This window comes from Calothrix sp. NIES-2100 (assembly GCF_963875285.1).
Lineage (GTDB): Bacteria > Cyanobacteriota > Cyanobacteriia > Cyanobacteriales > Nostocaceae > Aulosira.
This window is the reverse complement of sequence record NZ_CAWNLA010000001.1, coordinates 8,509,035-8,529,608: the sequence shown is the minus strand read 5'-3', so window position 1 is coordinate 8,529,608 and position 20,574 is coordinate 8,509,035. Positions and strand designations below refer to the sequence as shown.

Annotated in this window: 16 protein-coding genes and 1 tRNA gene; 14 read left to right on the top strand and 3 right to left on the bottom strand. The window is 42.7% G+C overall.

Going from position 1 to position 20,574, the window contains the following annotated elements; all coding sequences use genetic code 11:
* The first annotated feature begins 114 nt into the window (after positions 1-114).
* The 10 genes from AACU32_RS34670 (at position 115) to AACU32_RS34625 (ending at position 13,897) form a co-directional block, all read left to right on the top strand.
* Positions 115-1,167 (top strand): aldo/keto reductase, encoded by a 1,053-nt coding sequence (locus tag AACU32_RS34670; protein ID WP_096606721.1) that lies wholly within the window; start codon positions 115-117, stop codon positions 1,165-1,167.
* Between the two features lie 127 nt (positions 1,168-1,294).
* Positions 1,295-1,864 (top strand): DNA starvation/stationary phase protection protein Dps, encoded by a 570-nt coding sequence (gene dps, locus AACU32_RS34665; protein ID WP_096606719.1) that lies wholly within the window; start codon positions 1,295-1,297, stop codon positions 1,862-1,864.
* 310 nt (positions 1,865-2,174) lie between these two features.
* Complete coding sequence (locus tag AACU32_RS34660) at positions 2,175-2,891, top strand: pirin family protein (RefSeq protein ID WP_096606717.1); 717 nt, start codon at positions 2,175-2,177, stop codon at positions 2,889-2,891.
* Positions 2,892-3,686: 795 nt separating this feature from the next.
* Complete coding sequence (locus AACU32_RS34655; protein ID WP_096606715.1) at positions 3,687-3,923, top strand: hypothetical protein; 237 nt, start codon at positions 3,687-3,689, stop codon at positions 3,921-3,923.
* 758 nt (positions 3,924-4,681) lie between these two features.
* Complete coding sequence (locus AACU32_RS34650; RefSeq protein WP_096606713.1) at positions 4,682-5,992, top strand: efflux RND transporter periplasmic adaptor subunit; 1,311 nt, start codon at positions 4,682-4,684, stop codon at positions 5,990-5,992.
* Between the two features lie 308 nt (positions 5,993-6,300).
* A complete protein-coding gene (locus AACU32_RS34645) occupies positions 6,301-9,477 on the top strand; it encodes an efflux RND transporter permease subunit (protein WP_096606711.1) in 3,177 nt (1,058 codons plus the stop codon).
* A 100-nt stretch (positions 9,478-9,577) separates the two neighbouring features.
* Positions 9,578-10,318: an SDR family oxidoreductase gene (locus AACU32_RS34640; protein ID WP_096606709.1), complete on the top strand. Its 741-nt coding sequence runs from the start codon at positions 9,578-9,580 to the stop codon at positions 10,316-10,318.
* Positions 10,319-10,768: 450 nt separating this feature from the next.
* Positions 10,769-11,482: a rubrerythrin family protein gene (locus AACU32_RS34635; protein WP_096606707.1), complete on the top strand. Its 714-nt coding sequence runs from the start codon at positions 10,769-10,771 to the stop codon at positions 11,480-11,482.
* A gap of 100 nt (positions 11,483-11,582) precedes the next feature.
* On the top strand, positions 11,583-12,782 hold the full coding sequence (locus AACU32_RS34630) for an MFS transporter (RefSeq protein ID WP_096606705.1): 1,200 nt from the start codon (positions 11,583-11,585) through the stop codon (positions 12,780-12,782).
* Positions 12,783-12,985: 203 nt separating this feature from the next.
* The gene (locus tag AACU32_RS34625; protein ID WP_096606703.1) at positions 12,986-13,897 is read left to right on the top strand and encodes a polysaccharide deacetylase family protein; all 912 of its coding nucleotides are present in this window, start codon (positions 12,986-12,988) and stop codon (positions 13,895-13,897) included.
* Positions 13,898-13,927: 30 nt separating this feature from the next.
* Here the strand turns inward: AACU32_RS34625 and AACU32_RS34620 are convergent, their stop codons facing one another.
* Together AACU32_RS34620 and AACU32_RS34615 are read right to left on the bottom strand one after the other, a co-directional pair.
* Positions 13,928-14,317, bottom strand: coding sequence for an alr0857 family protein (locus tag AACU32_RS34620; RefSeq protein ID WP_096606701.1), 390 nt, complete (start codon positions 14,315-14,317; stop codon positions 13,928-13,930).
* 16 nt (positions 14,318-14,333) lie between these two features.
* Complete coding sequence (locus AACU32_RS34615) at positions 14,334-14,744, bottom strand: HNH endonuclease (protein WP_445223244.1); 411 nt, start codon at positions 14,742-14,744, stop codon at positions 14,334-14,336.
* Between the two features lie 406 nt (positions 14,745-15,150).
* Between AACU32_RS34615 and AACU32_RS34610 the strand changes: the two genes are divergently transcribed.
* The 3 genes from AACU32_RS34610 to AACU32_RS34600 all read left to right on the top strand — a co-directional run bounded on the left by AACU32_RS34610 (position 15,151) and on the right by AACU32_RS34600 (position 18,900).
* Positions 15,151-15,486 carry a hypothetical protein gene (locus AACU32_RS34610; RefSeq protein WP_096606695.1) on the top strand — a complete coding sequence of 112 codons (336 nt, stop codon included), beginning with the start codon at positions 15,151-15,153 and terminating at the stop codon, positions 15,484-15,486.
* 790 nt (positions 15,487-16,276) lie between these two features.
* Positions 16,277-18,295 (top strand): sensor histidine kinase, encoded by a 2,019-nt coding sequence (locus AACU32_RS34605; protein WP_096606693.1) that lies wholly within the window; start codon positions 16,277-16,279, stop codon positions 18,293-18,295.
* A gap of 8 nt (positions 18,296-18,303) precedes the next feature.
* Complete coding sequence (locus AACU32_RS34600; RefSeq protein ID WP_096606691.1) at positions 18,304-18,900, top strand: SRPBCC family protein; 597 nt, start codon at positions 18,304-18,306, stop codon at positions 18,898-18,900.
* Between the two features lie 125 nt (positions 18,901-19,025).
* Here AACU32_RS34600 and AACU32_RS34595 read toward each other — a convergent pair.
* Positions 19,026-19,098 (bottom strand) — tRNA-Glu (locus tag AACU32_RS34595).
* A gap of 113 nt (positions 19,099-19,211) precedes the next feature.
* On the opposite strand from AACU32_RS34595, the gene AACU32_RS34590 reads away from it, so the two are divergent.
* Entirely contained in the window at positions 19,212-20,372 is a 1,161-nt protein-coding gene (locus AACU32_RS34590; protein WP_096606689.1) for a DUF3466 family protein, read from the top strand.
* Positions 20,373-20,574 lie beyond the last annotated feature (202 nt).

Here is a 20,574-nt window from a genome sequence, read left to right as displayed (position 1 = left end):
GCAAGATTCTCAAACTTGTAAAACGATCCCATAAAAGCAAGATTTTGATATTACTAGCAAAAAAAGTGCAACACATCGCTGCTAAACTCAATTTCAGTCATTGAGAAAGTTGTGATGAGATACAAACTTTTGGGTAAAAGTGGCTTGAGAGTCTCGGAACTCTGCTTAGGAACAATGACCTTTGGTGAAGATTGGGGTTGGGGTGCTTCTAAAGATGAAAGTCGTCAGGTTTTTGATACCTTTGTGGAAGCAGGCGGTAATTTCATCGACACCGCTAATGGTTATACAGATGGTACGAGTGAGAAAATTGTTGGTGAGTTAATCGCTCAGGATCGGGAACGTTTTGTTGTGGCTACTAAATATTCCTTTCCTTTGCGGATGAACGACAGCAGGAACGATCCCAATGGTAGTGGTAACCATCGTAAGAATTTAGTTCAGTCTTTAGAAGGCAGTTTAAAGCGGCTGAATACTGACTATATTGATTTATTTTGGTTGCACGCTTGGGACTTTACTACACCTGTAGAAGAAGTCATGCGATCGCTTGATGATGTCGTTCGTCAAGGTAAGGTACTCTATATTGGGATTTCTGACGCACCTGCTTGGATTATCTCTCAAGCTAACACGATCGCGAACTATCAAGGCTGGACACAGTTTGTCGCTTTGCAAGTGGAATACAGTTTGATTCAGCGTACACCGGAACGGGACTTAATCCCAATGGCCAAAGCCTTGGATTTAGCAGTCACACCTTGGTCACCTTTGGGTGGTGGTGTCCTCACAGGCAAGTATAACAAGCCACCGCAAGCAAGCGACGAACCAGGGCGATTAGCAAATCCTGGAACTGGAAGTATTTCCGAACGCAGTTTAGCGATCGCAGATGTAGTCAGTCAAGTTGCTGGTGAAATTGGATGCACACCTTCACAGGTAGCGATCGCATGGTTACGCGCCCAAAGCGGTATCATTATCCCGATTATCGGCGCACGTAAACTCAGTCAGTTTCAAGATAACTTAGCGGCTTTAGATGTCAACTTATCACCAGAACATCTGCAACGCCTCAATCAAGTCAGTCAAATTGATCTGGGATTCCCCCATGATTTCTTGCAGAATGATACTATCCGCGATCGCCTGTTTGGGGGCACATTTAGTGCCATAGATAACCATCGACTCTGAGTGAGCTAATTTGCTTATGCAGAAGATAATAATTGATGGATGGCGAAATTCCCTCTGTCTCTAGGAAGTTCCAAAAACTAAAGCACTATTTGTAGACTTGTTATGACGATCCAAGCAGATACTAAACATGAGCGACAATAAACTTGCATCCCGTCTTTATCCCACCCGCATTGATATTCCTGCCCAAGCGCGATCGCAAATCGTGGTAATTCTCAACCAAACTTTGGCAGCTAGTTTAGATTTAAAAACCCAAGTCAAACAAGCGCACTGGAACGTTAAAGGGACTGATTTTTATCAGCTGCATGAGTTGTTTGATGAAATTGCTGGCGAACTTGAAGAGTATATCGATATGTTTGCTGAACGCATCACAGCTTTAGGTGGCTACGCCGTAGGAACAGCCCGCGCAGCAGCTAGCAATTCGATTTTGCCAGAATATCCCTTTGATATTTTGGATGGTAAAGATCATGTGACCGCTTTAGCAGATCGCTTTGCACCTTATGGTAAACATCTGCGGGAAGCGATCGCCAAAACTGATGATTTAGGCGATCTTGACACTGCTGACCTTTATACTGAAGTTTCCCGTACCATTGATAAACGTCTCTGGTTCTTAGAGGCTCATCTACAAGTAGCAGAAATCAAAGCTGAAAATGGCGCATCTGCTGCTAAAGCCAATAAACAGCCAGCATCTGTGAAGTAATCATTTTTGCGTCCAGTCAACTTTTTCCATCGAGCAGTAACTTTTTGGTAAGTACGCCACTTTTAAGTGCGTACTTTTCATTTTGTATTTATATAGCTTACTATTTAAATAGTTCAAAACCAGATTTGACAATTTCCCTGAGCAAGGGTATTGGCAGTTTTATTTCTGGCAAAAACTCTGATAATTACGCCAGATGAAATGGATATTTAATTCCACCTCTTGTGCAGTCAAAGCCAGAAATAATCACTATTTAGCATTGAAAATAGTAGATTTGTAGATTTAGGAAATCAACTAAAAACGAGGTAGATTTATGTCTCAAAATACCAAGACCCTTGTAGTTCATGACAGCAATTCACGCGGTCATACTAAAATTAGTTGGCTCGATAGTTACCACACATTTTCTTTCGGTAATTTTTACGATCCCAACTACATGGGATTTCGCGCTCTCCGGGTAATCAATGATGATACGGTAGTTCCTGGTGCTGGATTTGGCACTCACGGTCATCGTGACATGGAAATCCTCACTTATGTTTTGTCTGGCGCTTTAGAGCATAAAGATAGCCTAGGTACAGGTTCGGTGATTCGTCCTGGTGACGCACAGATCATGAGTGCTGGTACTGGTATTACCCACAGTGAATATAATCATTCGCAAACTGAACCGGTTCACTTTCTGCAAATCTGGATGCTACCCAATCAGCAAGGATTAAAACCCAGATACGAGCAAAAAACTTTTTCTCCAGAAGAAAAGCGGGGACAACTACGTTTAATCGCTGCTAAAGATGCGCGTGATGGCGCTGTGAAAGTTTACCAAGATCTAGATCTATACGCATCTATTCTGGAAAAGGGTGATGTGGTTAATTATCACGTCAAGAGCGATCGCTATGCTTGGTTACATGTAGCCCAAGGTGTAGCCACTGTCAACGGTAAGGAACTCAAAGCAGGTGATGGCGTACAAGTCAGTGGCGAAGAAAAACTCGAAATCAGCACCAGCGCCAGTGCAGAAATCTTGCTTTTTGATTTGGCTTAATACCAAGTTCGGATACTACAAAGCAATACAGTTCAGCTTGAGAGCGTTCTGGAAGACGACTTGAGGATTGCTTAATTTGGCTCTGTGAATCAATCACAGAGCTATTTGTTTCTCGAAGATTAGCTTAGCGAAAAACTGAGTCTAAAATATCAGGCGATGTCTGGCGACAAGAAGCTTAGGGAACTCCAAAAAATAAATTATGCCAAATTGTAGGGGGTAACCCATTGGTGTCAACTTAAGTCAAAACGCTTATTCCACAGGCATTTTACCCCACCCCTCAATCCCCTCCCCGCTTGCGGGGAGGGGAGGTTTTGCGTCAGCAAAGCCGGGGTGGGGTGACGCGGATCTTGATGGGAAGCGAGAAAACGCAAAATCACGTCTTGGCAAGGGTTTCACGTTAAGTTGACACGTATGGGGGTAACCCCGCCCCTACGAGTTGCGGGTTTGGTAGGTTAATAATTGGAATATTTTTTTATTTGGAAGTCCCTTAGCTGTCAATACGCTTGGTGTTAAGGATAATTGTGGGTTGGGATCACCGTGTGTAAACCCAACAAACCCCCGGAAATGTTGGGTTCCGTTCCTCAACCCAACCTACGCACCTTAAGCTTTTCGGCAATTTTTGCGTAAGTCCTGGCACTATGTAAGGCAGAGCTTGGTATCGGGCAATGAGTTAATTATTTATTCAAGAAAATAAAAGAAACCTGAAGTTAATTCTTTTCTCTATCTGGGGTAAGAAGTAATTCTTTGACAAATTGCAGAAATTAGATGTAAAGATAAACATCTAATATCATAAAAATGACTAATTTTAATAATAAACATAAATCGTTACAAAAAGCACAACAATTTTGGCACACAGAACTAGTCAAATCTGGTGTAGACTACCATCAAGCTGCTAAAGTCGCGGAGATTCTGGCTGAGAAAAAACCAGATGAGCTTTTGACTGAAGACGAGATCAGGCTTACCAAAGAAGTGTGTGCAGCTTGGTTAAGACAGCGTCATCGCTTGGCTTCCATTTCCCAGGCGCTTGAGTAAAAGGTTTTTTCCCTTTCCCCTTCTTAATATAGTTATGTTATTAGCCCTGCAATGGCTCAATTTGATTTGAGTTTGCTGGCAGGAGTTGTCAAAAGTCAAAAGTCAAAAGATAATCCCCATAAAATTAGCTGCGCTGTTATCAATATTCGGGGTAGCTCATTTTCCTGTTCCCGATTTCCTATTCTCGGACATCCGGGGCTGAGTTATCAAAGCACAACTATAGCAGTCCTAAATGAGTTACAAACATTTCTCCTCCTTGTGCCCCTTCCCTTGTCCCTTTTGTTTGGATATCAAATAGGATTGCTATATCTAAGCTGGATTACATTTATTTGGTTATTAGATATACATTAAAAACAAATCTGTGGCTCCAGCCATTTCCCTACAAATGCTTTCTCCTGGAGGGTTTGATATTTTGATTACTAGACTTAATTAAGTGTAAAAAATAAAATTTTTCGAGTATATTAACAGGCTGATAAATTACATTTTTTACCACCAAGATTGAGAAAGCGATCGCCTGGTAGCAAGAATAGAACATTTTTCGCAAGATTTTAAAAGACAGTAACGTAACTATATTTGTAAACTGGAATTTATCACTCACCTTTCGGTAGATTAGCGCAAGATATAAAGGCAGTATATTTAAGGTGGGTTATCACATTATTTTTCAACAAGCATCATGCTAAATCAGTAAATTAATTTAAATCAGCTTTCATTGTTCTAACTCATTTGTAGTTAAATTTTTCATAGGTTGCCTGTATACCATGACATCCCCTGAACATCAAACTGATTTTGAAGAACGTCTTCCAGAGTCATCGTTTGAGCAACCCCCACAACAACGGCGGTGGCTTTGGTTATTGTTAGCTGCACTATTATTGCTTGGTGGAGGTGCAGCTGTAGTTTGGCGTTTAGTAACTCCTCATCAAGCAGCTGCACCAACTAATGCTCCGAGCGGGGTACGAGTTAAGTTAGCACCAGTAGAAACAGGCACAATTGAAGAAAGTTCTGATTTTATTGCTAACCTAGAATCCCGGCGCTCAGTTAGGCTACAACCGAGAATTGAAGGACAAGTGACGCAAATATTTGTGCGATCGGGAGATACTGTTGCTGAGGGAACGCCAATTATTCAAGTAGATCCCCGACAGCAACAAGCTACTGTGAGTGGCTTAAATGCTGGAGCCGAGGGGGCTAAAGCACAACTTCAAAATGCTCTAGCAACACTCAAATCCCTACAAGCCGATCGCTTATCTAATGTTGCTGATGTGCAATTGAACCAGCAAGATTATGATCGCTATACCACCTTAGCGTCTCAAGGAGCAGTATCAAGGCAGACTAAAGATCAGTATGCTAATCGGCTAGCGATCGCCAAATCTCAACTCTCCGCCATAGATTCTAAGATTCAAGCACAGCAGGCAACCATATCGCAAGCAGAAAAAGCTTTACAGCAAGCTGATGCCAATACGAAGCAACAAGTAGTTGAGCTTCAATACTACAAAATTGCTGCACCTTTTGCTGGTACAGTGGGTGACATTCCCGTAAAGGTCGGTGATTTCGTTAATACTTCTACACAACTAGCTACCATCACTCAAAACCAACCTTTAGAAGTTAACATCTCTGTACCCTTGGAACGGGGAACGCAATTGCGTAAAGGATTACCAGTGGAGATTATGGATGGACAAGGGTTATCCTTGGGTACCAGTAGAGTATTTTTCATTTCTCCCAACGTCGGTAATGGTACTCAGGCAATCCAAATCAAAGCACTGTTGAGTAACCCACAAGGTAAGCTACGGGCAGACCAATTAGTGCGAGCTAGAGTAATTTGGAATCGCAAGCAGGGAGTGTTAATTCCGACAACAGCAGTATCGCGGGTAGCGGGGGAAACATTTGCTTATGTAGCCCAAACAGAAAATTCCCCACAAGGTACACCTCAGTTAGTAGCTCGACAAAAACGGGTGAAGCTAGGCAATATCCAAGGTAATAATTACCAAGTTCTTGAAGGATTGCAGCCAGAAGAAAAAATCATTGTCTCCGGGTTGTTGAATCTCAGAGATGGTGTTCCAGTGATTCCGGAGTAGGGCCTTGGGCTTGTGGCGGGACAGGGGAATAGAGGGACAAGGAGGACAAGGGAAGGGGGATGAGGGAGTGTGGGGAGTGTGGGGAGTTTTTTCCCCATCTCCCCTCTCCCCCATATCTTCCCCATATCTCCCCCATGCCCAATGACGCCAGTTGCCTCAAGTCGGGAAACCCGCCCACGGCACTGCCTCCCCAATGCCCAATGACGCCAGTTGCCTCAAGTCGGGAAACCCGCCCACGGCACTGGCTCCCCAATGCCCAATGCTCAATGCCCCATGCCCAATACCCATATACTTAAACAACCATTTACATGTTTGTTGACTTCTTTATCAGGCGACCTGTATTTACCAGCGTTTGCTCCATTATCATCCTGTTGGTAGGAGCAATTAGCATCCCAACGCTACCGACAGACCGCTATCCAGAAATTAGTCCGACGCAAATTAACGTGACGGCTAATTATGTGGGTGCAAGTGCGGAAGTTGTAGAAAATACCGTTACGACTGTATTAGAACGCCAAATTAACGGGGTTGAGGGCATCAAATACATGACCTCAAACAGTAGTAACAACGGTACTAGTACAATTACCATCACATTTGATGCCGGACGCAACAAAGATATTGCGGCGGTAGATGTGCAAAATCGGGTATCTGTGGCGCAACCGTTGTTACCAGACGTTGTGCAGCGAACTGGTGTGACTGTTAGCAAGCAATCTAACAACATCCTCTTAGCGATGGGGTTGTATGCCGATAAACAGGCTTTTGATAACGTCTTTTTAAGCAACTACGCTGACCTATACATAGTAGATGCTCTCAAAAGAGTCAAAGGTGTGAGTGAGGCGCGGATTTTTGGTGAACGCCGCTATGCTATGCGTCTGTGGCTCGATCCGAACCGTCTTGCAAGTCGCAATCTCACAGCCCAAGATGTAATTGATGCACTCAACGAACAAAACTTACAGGTGGGTGCGGGGCAAATTGGACAGCAGCCCACAGATAAGGATCAGATGTATCAAATCGACCTGAGAGCTGTTAGTAGGCTGACAGATGTCGCGGAATTTGACAATATCGTTCTGAAAACAGCTGCTGATGGCTCGCTGATTACCCTCAAAGATGTCGGGCGGGCGGAACTAGGAGCAGAAAACTATAACTCATTTCTGCGATTTCGCGGTAATGAAGGTGTTGGTATCGGGATATTTCCGACTCCCGGAAGTAACGCCTTGGATGTGGCTAAAGCGGTAAAAGCCCAAATGGTGCTACTTGCAAACAGCTTTCCGCCGGGAATGAAATATCAAGTGGCTTTTGATACGACAACCTTTGTGGAAGCTTCTCTAGCAGAAGTTGTGAAAACATTGATAGAAGCGATCGCGCTTGTTGTCCTGGTGATTTTCCTGTTCTTGCAAGACTGGCGCACCACTTTGATTCCGGTGATTACCATACCCCTGGCGTTGGTGGGGACATTCGCCTTTATCAAGGTGTTTGGCTTTTCCATCAATACCTTGACAATGTTTGGTATCACCTTGGCTACTGGGTTAGTGGTGGATGACGCGATCGTCGTCGTGGAGAATATCTCTCGTTTGATTGAAGATGAGGGAATGTCACCACGTCAAGCAGCCTCGGAATCTATGCGCGAGTTGTTTGGGGCGGTGATTGCAACTTCTTTAGTATTGATCGCTGTATTTGTCCCCGTAGCCTTTTTTCCCGGCTCTACAGGACAGATTTACAAACAATTTGCGCTGACGATCGCTTTTTCAATTGCCATTTCCACCTTTTTAGCGCTGACTCTCACACCTTCTCTATGTACTTTACTACTGCGTCGCGGACAAAGACCCCGTGGGTGGTTAGGCAAAATTTTCGGAGTAATAAATAGATTTATTGATTGGGCGCGTCGAGGATATGAGCGATCGCTTTTTCGTCTTAACCGCGTTGCGGCGATCGTGGTGCTGTTATTTGTCCTCTCTTTGGGTGTGACAGCCTGGGTTTACACCCGCGTTCCTACAGCCTTTCTTCCCGAAGAAGACCAAGGCTATTTCATCACCATCATTCAAGGGCCAGAGGGGGTTTCCCTCAACTACACCAGCGACGTTATGGCGCAGGTGGAAAAAGAAATCCTGAAAATACCAGAAGTAGTTGGTACCTTCGCCATTGGTGGCTTTGGTTTCAGTGGTAACACTGCTAACAGTGGTGCGATTTTTACCACACTCAAACCTTGGGATGAACGCCCTGGAGAAGGACAATCAGCACAAGCCATTATGGGGAAACTGGCGGGAGTACTATCAGCAATTCCCGAAGCGAGAATTTTTCCAGTTAACCCCCCAGCTATTCAGGGTTTAGGTAGTTTTGGTGGTTTCCAATTTGAGCTACAAGATAGAGCTGGTAACAGCGGCTTACCGACAATGCTGCAAATCATGGGTCAGTTACTGCAACGGGGTAATCAGACACCAGGATTGCAAGCTGTATTTAGCACCTTTAGTGCGAATACACCCCAGATGGTCATTGACGTAGACCGCAACAAAGCCAAAGCTCTGCAAGTTAAAGTCAACGACATCTTTAACACCTTACAGAGTTACTTAGGTTCCCGTTATGTCAACGACTTTAACTTATTACAGCGGACTTACCGTGTATATGTCCAAGCAGATGCTAAGTTTCGTTCTAATCCTGACGATATTGGTAAGTTGTATGTCCGCTCAGCCAATAATCAGATGATACCTCTGAGCAACTTAGTGAAAGTAACTTCAACTACGGGAGCGCAAACCATCACTCACTACAACTTATTCCGCTCCATTGAAATTAACGGTGCTGCTGCTCCTGGCTTCAGTTCGGGACAAGCAACCAAAGCAATGGAGCAATTAGCCAAAGAGGTTTTACCTGCGAGTATGGGTTACGAATGGTCGGGGATTACCGCTGAAGAACAACAATCAGGTGGTTTAGCGCCCATAATTTTTGGCTTGGGATTGGTCTTCGTATTTTTGGTACTGGCTGCGCAGTATGAAAACTATGTTGATCCATTGATCATTATGTTTGCCGTTCCCCTAGCTATCTTAGGCGCACTATCAGCCCAGTGGTTGCGGGGTCTAGCCAACGATGTCTTTTGTCAGGTTGGTCTGGTGATGTTGATTGGGATGGCGAGTAAAAACGCCATTTTGATTGTAGAATTTGCTAACCAACTGCGAGAGCGCGGTGTTCCTTTGGTCAAAGCCGCAATCCAAGCATCTGAAGAACGCTTACGCCCGATTCTGATGACTTCCTTCTCTTTTATTCTGGGTATTTTTCCCCTAGTAAATCCCGAAGGCGCAGGTGCAGCTAGCAGAAAATCTCTGGGTACAGCCGTAGCTGGTGGGATGATAGTTTCTACTTTACTGAGTCTGTTTGTTGTCCCTATCTTATATATCGTCGTGAGCAGAATCCGCGATCGCTTTCGCCCCCATCAAGAGCCACCACAATTACCAGAACCTACCCATGATGGCAAAGTTCCCCACTCAACCCACCACTAAACTTAACCTTGCTCCCTTTTTCTGGGTAAATTAGTCGTCTGTTCGTAGTCAGGATTTTGGTGCTGACTACGAAAACAAGTTTTTGAATTTTGAATATACTATGGCACCTTTAAGCGGAAAAGTAGCAATTATCACGGGTGCATCCCGTGGTATTGGCAGAGCGATCGCTCTCAAACTAGCAAATAACGGTGCATCTGTTGTTATTAACTATGCAGGTAGCACAACTAAAGCCCAAGAAGTGGTAGCCGAAATTACTCAAAACGGAGGACAGGCGTTAGCTGTACAAGCAGATATCAGTCAAGTAGCAGACATCCAACGGCTTTTTGATCAAACAATTGCACACTTTGGTAAAGTTGATATTTTGGTCAACAACGCTGGAGTCATTGTTTATCAGCCGATAACTGAAGTTACAGAAGCCGATTTTGACAAACTTCTAGCAGTCAATATCAAAGGGACTTATTTTGCTTGTCAACAAGCCGCCCAAAAAATGGCGCAAGGAGGACATATCATCAATTTTTCTTCCTCAACCACAGCGATGATGCTGCCAACTTATAGCGCTTACGTTGCCACAAAAGGCGCTGTAGAACAAATAACGCGAGTATTAGCCAAAGAACTGGGGGCAAAAAAGATTACAGTCAACGCCATTTCTCCAGGCCCCACAGATACAGAACTTTTGCGCGAAGGTAAAACTGAAGAACAGATCAACCGTTTAGCGCAAATGGCGGCTTTGGGAAAATTGGGGGATGTGCAAGAAATCGCCGACGTAGTAGCGTTTCTGGCTAGCGATGAAGCACGATGGATCACTGGACAAAATATTCGTGTCAATGGCGGAATTGCGTAATCTGAAAATGTAGAATAACTAGTCTCTAAGATGATAACTACTAAAAGTTACTCAATAGGCAACTAGCAATGAACATTTAACTAGTACAAAGTGCTACAAATGATTATCAAGTATAAAAAGGTAGAACAGCTTGTCAGATAAAAAATCAACTTCTGTCAGCGGCTTTGTCATTCTGGTATAAAGCTTTCAGGATGTGAAGTATAAGGAAAAAAATCTTTATACCAAAATCTCATGCCCCTTCCCGAATTCCCTAAATCAAAGATATAATTTGGCAGCTGCAAAATCTTTCAGTTTTATAATGTCTAAGAGGCAGCTAATAAAATGGTGAGCAAATATGGGCTGGAAAACGTTGTATAAAACGTTTCTAATTTCCATATAAACATGCTCATTCAATCTCTTTTGGCTTCTGTTTTAGCTCAGTAAATATCAATTTCCCAACATCCCAAAATTATGGATTTGTCAAACTTTACTACTCTTCAAAACTTAGAAGCCGCCTTCGGTGGTGAATCGATGGCAAACAGAAAGTATTTGTTTTTTGCTGAAGTAGCAAATAAGCTTGGGTTTAAAGACTTAGCAAAACTCTTTAAAGAAACAGCAGAACAAGAAACTGCTCATGCTTTTGCACATTTTGTTTTGCTGCATCCAGAACTTGTAGTAAAAGATCCAGATGCTTTAACAGACGAACAAAAGCGGGCAATAGTTTCTCGTTGCTTATCTTTAGCAATTGAAGGTGAAACTTATGAATACACTACAATGTATCCGGAGTTTGCCGCCGCAGCCGAAAGCGATCGCGATAATCCAGCTGCGGAAGAATTTATTAAACAAGCGCAAGAATCTAGCGAACACGCTAATACATTCCGAGAAGCAGCCCACCGTTTTGGATTGCTAAAATTCATCGAAAATTATCACGCCGATCGCTACGCCGAAGCTTTAGAAGTTTTAAATGGTGGACAAGCTGCAACCAGATCTGCTGGTGAAGATCCCAAAACCCGTAAATGGATTTGCAGACAATGCAGCATGATTTACGATCCTGTTACTGGCGATCCCGATTCTGGTATTGCACCTGGTACGCCATTTGAAGAAATTCCTGATGATTGGCATTGTCCAATTTGTGGTGCTAGCAAGAAGACCTTTAAACCACTTGAAGAAAAAGTTGCTGCATAAAATTGTAATATAGCAGTTATCCATTGGATGCGATACTTTGTAAAGGCACAACGTTAGTTGTGCCTTTACTATTTAAATAGTAATTATCAGGGTAATTACCATGAATTCTGAAGATGAAATCAGCCAATTAGAACCACAAAAACCAGTTTATCTAGAATTAAATTTTCAAATAGTTTGTGCCATTTCTCTGATTGCTGTACTTGGAGTTTCTAGCGTCACTCCGGCTTTTCCTGGTTTAGCCAAAGCTTTAAATGTTAAACCGCAAAATTTAGGTTTATTAGTTACAGCATTTACATTACCATCTCTGATGTTAGGGCCTGTTATTGGTGTACTTGCCGATAGAATTGGCAGAAAAAAAATTATTGTCCCATCCCTGATTTTATTTGGCATTGCCGGAACAGCTTGCGGTTTTGCTCGTGACTTTAATCTATTGCTATTTTTGCGTTTGCTGCAAGGAATTGGTGCTGCGTCTTTACTATCTTTGAGTACCACCTTAATCGGTGATTTATACACAGGAGCAAGGCGTATGACCGCAATGGGTTACAATGCCAGTGTCAGCAGTATAGGCACAGCAAGTTATCCTACAATTGGCGGTGCATTAGCAACATTAGGTTGGTTTTATCCGTTTATGTTGCCGATCATAGCGATTCCTATTGGCTTACTCGTATTCTTTGCACTCAACAATCCCGAACCAAAAGGCGATCGCAATCTGAAAGAATACTTAAAAAATGCCGCAAAAATCCTAAAAAACCGCAGATTATTTGGGCTATTTATCGCTAGTTCAGCTAACTTTGTCCTGCTTTATGGAGCCTACGTTACTTATTTTCCCCAACTAATTAACGATACTTTTAAAGCTCCACCTTCTTTAATTGGCATATTACTTTCTAGTGTTTCTGTCGCCATTATTATCTCATCTTCCCAATTAGGTAGATTAGCTACAAGATTTCCAGCCACAAATTTAATTCAAGCATCCTTTATTTTATATGCCCTAGCTCTTTTTATTGTTCCCTTCATGCCAAGTATTTGGTTTTTATTAATTCCCACCACAATTTTTGGTATGGGTTTAGGTCTCGGTTTTCCTAGTATCCAAACACTATTAGCAGATTTAGCTCCAAGAGAATATCTGGCGACAATTCTATCAGTAAATGGCACATTTTTTGGCTTAGGGCAAACTTTGGGGCCTGTTTTGATGGGTGTTGCTTTTGGTTTTGGTGGGATAAATAGCGTGTTTTATACAGGAGTAGGATTTGCAATTTTGATATTCTTTGTCTTTCGGTATTTTACTTGTACTAAAGCCTAAAAGGCATTGGGCATTGGGCATTGGGAAAGGGATTTGAGTAAAAAGGCTCATTAATGAAGTTCCAAGCCTCATTCACCGAGTTCACAACCGCATTAATGAAGTTTTAAGGCTCATTCACCGAGTTCAGAACCTCATTAATGAAGTTCCAAGCCTCATTCACCGAGTTCAAAGCCTCATTCACCGAGTTCAATAGATCATATCCCATGCCCCATGCCCCTACTTCCGCCTGCGATTATGATGGTGTGAGTTTTTGGAAACCTGATGTGACAGACAATCACCACCAGCGACAAAGGATAATTAGTACATTCGCGATCGCTCTTTCAGTAACAGCTTGTAGTTTTACTCCAGGTATTACCCCACAAGTGAAACCAAAGGAACTACCTACTAAACCTAATCCTGTGCAAGTTTCACAAAAAAACTTAACTAGCCAAATTAATAGCCCATCGCAGTTACCAGCTAAAGTAGAAACCCTAAATTTTACAGTTCCGGCAACATTTCAAGGAAAAACCGTCTATCATGTACAGCCTAACAATAACGAGAAAGTTATTGCCCTCAGCATTGATGATGGTCCCTGGCCAAATACCACATTACAAATGCTAGATATTCTCAAACAAAATGATGTTAAAGCGACATTCTTTTGGGTAGGACAAGCTTTACAAGCTAATCCCGAAATTGCCAAGCGAGTTGTCGCCGAAGGACACGCTATAGGTAACCATACTTGGCATCATTGGTATCGACGCATGGATGAAGCTACAGCTAAGAGTGAAATTGATAGCACAAACGAACTTATATATAAAACTACAGGAGTTAAAACAAGTTTATTTCGTCCTCCTGGAGGCGTTTTAAATAATGGACTGGCGGCTTACGCCAAAAGCCAAAAAGATGCTGTCGTCATGTGGTCGCAAACTTCTGCTGATACAGATCCTCGTGCTAAATATCAAGTATTCGTCAAGAATGTTTTAAGAGATGCCAAACCTGGTTCTATTGTATTGATGCACGATGGCGGAGGCGATCGCAAAAGAACTGTACAAGCCTTACCAGAAATCATTAGCGGACTCAAACAGCAAGGCTATCGATTTGTCACAGTTCCTGAACTCTTGGCTATGCAAAAGTAAATGGTCAATAGTCAACAGTCAACATTCCCCCTATTCACTCATGGCTCTGGCGCAGGCTTGCGCTTCCTGCCAAATTTTATGCACAAAGAACTCAGTGCGATCGCTCATTGTGGTGACGAACACACCCACAGCTTCCTCAGAACCATCTGATAGCCAAGAACCCCGGAGGGTAACTTCCAAATATTGGCTATCACAGGTAGAAAGTTCGATGATTTCACTGTCATTTCGTTTCACCTCAGCTTTGAGCCTTTCTACTCCTGGTAAATCAACAGGAAGCAAAAAGGAAGCTGTGCTGGGTTCAACACAAAGAGATTGACCGACTCGCAATGCCAAAATCACTCGCTGTGCTACCCATTCTTCCAGCGATAGACTCAAGCACTCTAAGTAAAAGCTCCTTTCGGTGTAAGTTAATTTCAGCATTCCTTATGCTCTCCTGTTATTCCAGGTTTGCTTGCAAATTGAAAAAGAACTGTTTGTCAACAAAAATCGCCTGCTGGACTGGTGGCTTGTGTTTGGTACGCAGTTGCATACCAGCCTCATTTGTGGTGCGATTCCTGTTGTGGGAGTTAAATCTGTGGGAATCAGGCGATCGCCAAATCCATGCAAAGAGTGTTAGATATTTGCTACTATCGCCATCTTGGCAACTGTCATGGTCTGGCCGCAACATTTGGATTTGATTGAGGGAAGAAATTTTCCCCTTGTGTTCACCAGCAGCAATTTTTAAACCAATGTGTTTTAGCACGTCTAATATCAATCCGCCTGCTATAACCAAATTTAATGCTTTTGGTTGCTTGATATTGACCTGCCACAGTGGCACAGATTGCTCTAACACTTGCATTGCGATCATCACAGCTTGACTCCTTATGAAAAAACCCCCGCTTCTTGTTTAAGTGAAGCGGGGGTGGGAAATTGACCTCAAAGTTTTCTGGTCTATATCGGTACAGTATGATTCTTGCGCCTGTACCTCCCGCTTCTTATGTCTAGTTGTGGTTTTGCATCCAGCCCAATAATGCTCAGATATCTAAAATCATCATTACTTTCTGTGTTTTGCCCATGTTTTTGGCCACCATTACCCATAAAAAAATACTCCACTCCCAAAGGTGCTGATTCCCGACTGGATCGGCAATTGGTAGCACGTAAAGAAGTAGAGATGGGGAAAATGGATTTCACAGAAAATTTCACCTGTTGAACATTTCTTTAAACATACTACACTTGTATTACTATCCTGTCCATACCTTAAAGGAGAAAAAGTCATGCATACAATCGCTCGCACCCCAACCACCGATATGGAAGTTACCAGCATCCGCCTAGAGCGGGAACTCAAAGAGAAACTCAAAGATATAGCTGGCAATCAAGGATATCAAGCCTTAATTCGAGATATCCTCTGGAATTATGTGCAGCAAAAATCAGGTGAGTGGAAACCTCGATTTTCGCGAACTGATATTCGAGCGAGCATAGCAGCCACTGCGCAACAAGAAGAACGTTGTGTACTAACAGGTCAAGTCATTCAACCACAACAGCCGATGCTTTTAGGACTAACAAGAAATGGCGATATGGTTCCGCTGAGCATCGACAGTTTGGCTGGATAGTTTTACTGCACCTGAATGTAGCCTAGTTACTACTGATTCGGGAAACTGGGCTGCATTCAGCATTGAATATTATCTAAACTATAAATAAATCTTATATATAAAGTATTTAGATATCAATAGGCGTTGAATTTTCTCGAGAATAGCCTTGATTGCTAGACTCTCAAGAGCAAAGTCGCCCTTTCCCCCCTAGGGGGTTTCACATCACTTGACAGAAAATAATCATCGGCATATTAAATAAATGATTATCGAGCAGAGGAGTTGAGCAACAATATCCATCTATACTTGGCTACTAAAATCAAGCAGGTATCTACATTGTTTCTGAAGCTCTGCCTAAATCGGATTTTACTTTCAGATAGACCCATACAGGGTTAACTTACTGAGAAAAGGAATTGTGAAAAAAATATAATGATTTTGGAGATGGTTCTCCGTGTTAACACGGGGAATACTGCCGGACTTTTTGCCTCAATTCCAGAGAAATTACGGTTTATGTATAGTTACAGACAGGATATTCTAAGTCCAAGTTAGTAAATTAACCGAACCTGAGCGAGTTAGACATTATCTAGCAAAGGTGCTTTAGTATATCCTAGGTATCTGATTACTTGTGTAAAAAAACGTTTAATATACCAAATACTTAGTCATCTGCAATAGAAAGAGGCTATAACAGGTGAGAGAAAGTCTTCATTAAAGATTTGCAATTCATCAGGGTGCACCAAACATAGAAAGGGTGAATAACTAAGCCAAGAGGTTGGGTGCAAAAAAAATGGGGTCGTTATCCAAGAGCGTACCAGGAATGAAAAAGCGTTTATCATCGCCGCCACAGTGCCCAGATGACGTAGATCGACTACAATCATATCCAGTCAAGCTGATGCAGCATCCGGAAGAACCAGCCCACCAGTTGTTACAACAGATTAATCAACTCATCGCTACCAAACCAGCGACGATCTTGATGCTGCAAGAACTGGCGAAAATGCTGGGAGTTGCCTTTGGGGTAGATTGCTGCTTAGTGACAGTGATGAGCGAGCCATCTACTGAAGCGACTAGCGCTAATTGGTGTCATGAAGAATATCTAGGGTTACCGCAGTCAGGCGAAAACTTCTCAATGGAACAGTTGCTCATGGAACTGCATGTAGTTCAATGTGCCGCTGAACCGTTAAATATTGAGGACATTTCCACAATTCAAAAAAGTCTGGAAGTTGGTTGTCAATCTTTGCCACTACCAATCAAAGCTGTTTTGGCAATTCCTACCCGCTTTCGGGGGAAAAATAATGGGGTAATTAGCCTGATTAAATTTCAACCCCATAATTGGACTCAGTCAGAACAACAACTCCTGAAAACTATCGAGTCGTCTTGCGCGATCGCTGTGGCTCAAGTCGCACAATCACAGTTGATCGGCCTGCAACAGCAGCATTTGCAAAAAAGCGACCAATATCAAAGCCTGATCAAGCAATTAACTATACTCAGCCGCAGCAACTTGGAGTTAAATCAGATGCTGCAATTAGCGATCGCCTCGGCGGCGGAATCGCTCCAGGCAGATCGTGGCTTGTTCATTATGTTGAAATATACAGATCCCCTGTTTCGGACTCGGTCTAAAAAGCAAATTCCCAATGCTAAAGCCACCTTAGTCAAACAATGGACTAAGGATATTCAAAGTCTTCCTAGCAGTACATCAGATATTTTAAACGATCAGTCCTTTGTGATTTCCGACTGTAGTTTATGCCAACGCATCTTCGCCGACTCAGGAAAACCAGTAGTCATTAATGACTATACAGAACAAACAGATATTGTGAGTGCGGCTCCACTGTTTGCATTAGAGCAGTACCAGGCTATGCTGTTAATGCCTATAGAGAGTCAAGGCAGAGTATTAGGATTTTTGGTTTTACAGCAAGTAGCGGCTCGCACTTGGCAAGCAGCAGAATTAAATCTTGTGGAAATGGTTTGTGCCCAAGTCAGCAATGCGATTATTCAGTCACAGACATTGCGACAAGTACAAAATTTAGTCGATGAGCGGACAGCAAAACTCCAAAGCAGTCTGGAATTACAAGCTAAATTGCACGAACGCACAAGGCAATATGTTGAGCAATTGCGAGAACTCAATGAACTCAAAGATGAATTTTTGAGCAATATGAGCGATCGCTTACGCTATCCCCTGACAAATATGATGATGTCAATTCGGAATTTACGGTTGCCAGGAATAGCGCCAGATCGTCAGAATCGATATCTCGATATTTTAGAGCAAGAATGTAGCAAAGAAATCAATTTAATTAACGACTTGCTCACACTCCAGAAACTCGAGTCTCAACAAGAAACTCCACTCTTTAAAAGTATCGATTTAAATACCAGAATTCAAGATTTAGCAGCTTCCTTCGACACAAAACTGGCACCCAAAGGACTAAGTATTACTCTCGACTTACCACAGGAGTCCTTAAAACTCCAAACGGAAATTGAAAGTTTTGACCGCATCCTGCAAGAGTTATTAACTAATGCCTGTAAATACTCAGAGGATGACACTATTGTGGAATTGCAAGCCACTCACCAAGTCAATCAACTGGTAGATCAAGTTATTATTAAAGTGACTAATACAGGACGTGGTATTTCATCTGAAGAAGCGACTTACATCTTTGACAAGTTCCGTCGCGGTAAAGGACGCTGGACTCCTGGGACTGGTTTAGGTTTAGCTCTAGCCAAGTCCCTTGTGCAGCATTTAAATGGGACAATTGCTGTTGAGAGTACACAAATTTCAGATTCCGACCTGAGCAAAATTTGTTTTACCCTGACGCTACCCCAGTTTTCTGAAGAAAGCAAACTATAATTCTGAAAGTGACTGAACAACCTCACACTACAGCGGATATTAATTTCGACACCGCTAGTGACCAAACCAACCTCCAACTAAATTTGGCTAATGAAACAGGTGATGAGCCATCTGTGGATATCCAAATTGAAAAAATAGCAGAGCGACAACGACAAATCACCGCGAAAATTCACATACCCCAACCAGTAGAACACATCTGGAAAGTTCTGACAGATTATGAAGCTTTGGTTGACTTCATTCCCAACCTGGCTAAAAGTCGTCTGTTGGAGCATCCTGATGGTGGTATTCGTCTAGAACAAGTAGGTTCTCAACGCCTACTCAACTTTAATTTTTGTGCGCGTGTAGTACTTGATTTGCAAGAATCTTTCCCTCAAGAAATCAAATTCTGCATGGTAGAAGGGGATTTCAAAGGCTTTTCTGGTAGCTGGTGCTTAGAGCCTGATTCCTTTGGTGAGATGAGCGGCACAAATCTCTGCTACACAATCCAAGTTTGGCCTAAACTTACTATGCCCATCACAATTATTGAAAATCGCCTCAGTAAGGATCTGCGGTTAAATCTTTTAGCTATTTACCAACGTGTCAACCAATTAGCTAATCAGTGCTAATCAGTTCAGTAAAGTTAAATATTAAAAACCTGTCCTAAATCCACATCAATGATTTAGGATAGGTTTCTCATTTAGACATCAACGTATAAGCACAAACACTTATTACAGTCTAGTTTTATTTTTAATACCCCCAGGGGAATTCGAATCCCCGTTACCTCCGTGAAAGGGAGGTGTCCTAGGCCTCTAGACGATGGGGGCGCTTCGGACTCAGACCTTTTATAAATTAACTAATTTTCCCGATGTTGTCAACAGTCTCTGCCAAAAAAATTTCTTTTAGCTAAATTGGGTGTGTTGACGGGAGGAGAAATGTTATGTACATCTCAGACATGCTTAAAAGCATATCAACCGTAACTGTGAGTACTGCATTAATTACTTTGGGAATCCCTAAGTTAGCTGTTGCAGCATCGCTGTATTCTATTTCCGACCTAGGGACATTAGGTGGTGACAGAACTGATGAAATTGGAGTTTCCGATATCAATAACTCAGGCCAAGTAGTCGGTTATGCAGATGCACCTGGGGAGTTCGAGTATTATCACGCTTTCCTGGCCCAAAAAGGCAGGATCAAAGATTTAGGCACCCTTGGTAGTTACAATAGTGCCGCTAGGGGTATCAACAACTCTGGACAAGTAGTTGGTGAGTCGCTCAACAGTAGTAGGCTACGTCGTGCCTTCCTTTGGGAAAATGGCGTGATGAAAGAACTCGGCACTCTTGGCGGATCTTGGAGTGTTGCGACTAATATCAACGATGCGGGCACAGTAGTGGGCTTTTCAACCCCCACCGGAACTACAGAACAAGAACACGCTGTTCTTTGGAAAGACGGTAAAATTCAAGATTTAGGAACGCTGAATAATAGTAGCTATAGCTTCCCCTCTGACATTAATGAATCTGAGCAAGTAGTTGGCTATTCAGATGGTCGTGCCTTTCTCTGGGAAAAGGGTGTAACCAAGGATCTTGGGACTTTGGGTGGTAATGGTAGTTCAGCTTACAGCATTAATAACTTGGGTCAGGTAGTAGGCTATTCTGATGTCGAGAATGGTTTTCCCCGTAATGCTTTCCTTTGGCAAGACGGTGTGATGAAGAGTCTGGGCACACTTGGCGGCGATGACAGCTACGCTTACGACATCAACAATTTGGGTCAGATTGTTGGGACTGCCCAAACAGGTGAATTCAGAGAATATCCATACTTACCATCTAACTTACCTGAAGAAATTGCTCACGGTTTTCTTTGGGAAAACGGTGTCATGACCGATCTGAATAACTTAATTCCTACTACCACTAGCTGGGAGATCATTTCTCCGTGGGCTATTAACGACCTTGGGCAAATTGCAGGTGTTGGTGTAAGAAATGGTCAATTGCGTGCTTTCCTCATGACCCCTAAGTCTGTCCCCGAACCTACTTCTATATTACAAAGTCTATTAGCCTTGGCTGGTGGAGTAGGTTTAGCAATGAAATACAAACCAAATAGGGGCTAGGGATTAGGTAAATATAGACAGGACTTAGCAAAAATCGTTCTTAAGCTTAATTTATCGAACAGCCAAGATGCATGAGACGCGCAGCGGTGAACCACTGCGTGGGCATTGCCCTACAATACTTATTACATTCTGAGTACTCTTGCAAGTCTATTTTGGGTGAATATCAGCCATTTAAAAGTACTGTTTTTGCCAATCGAGAAAA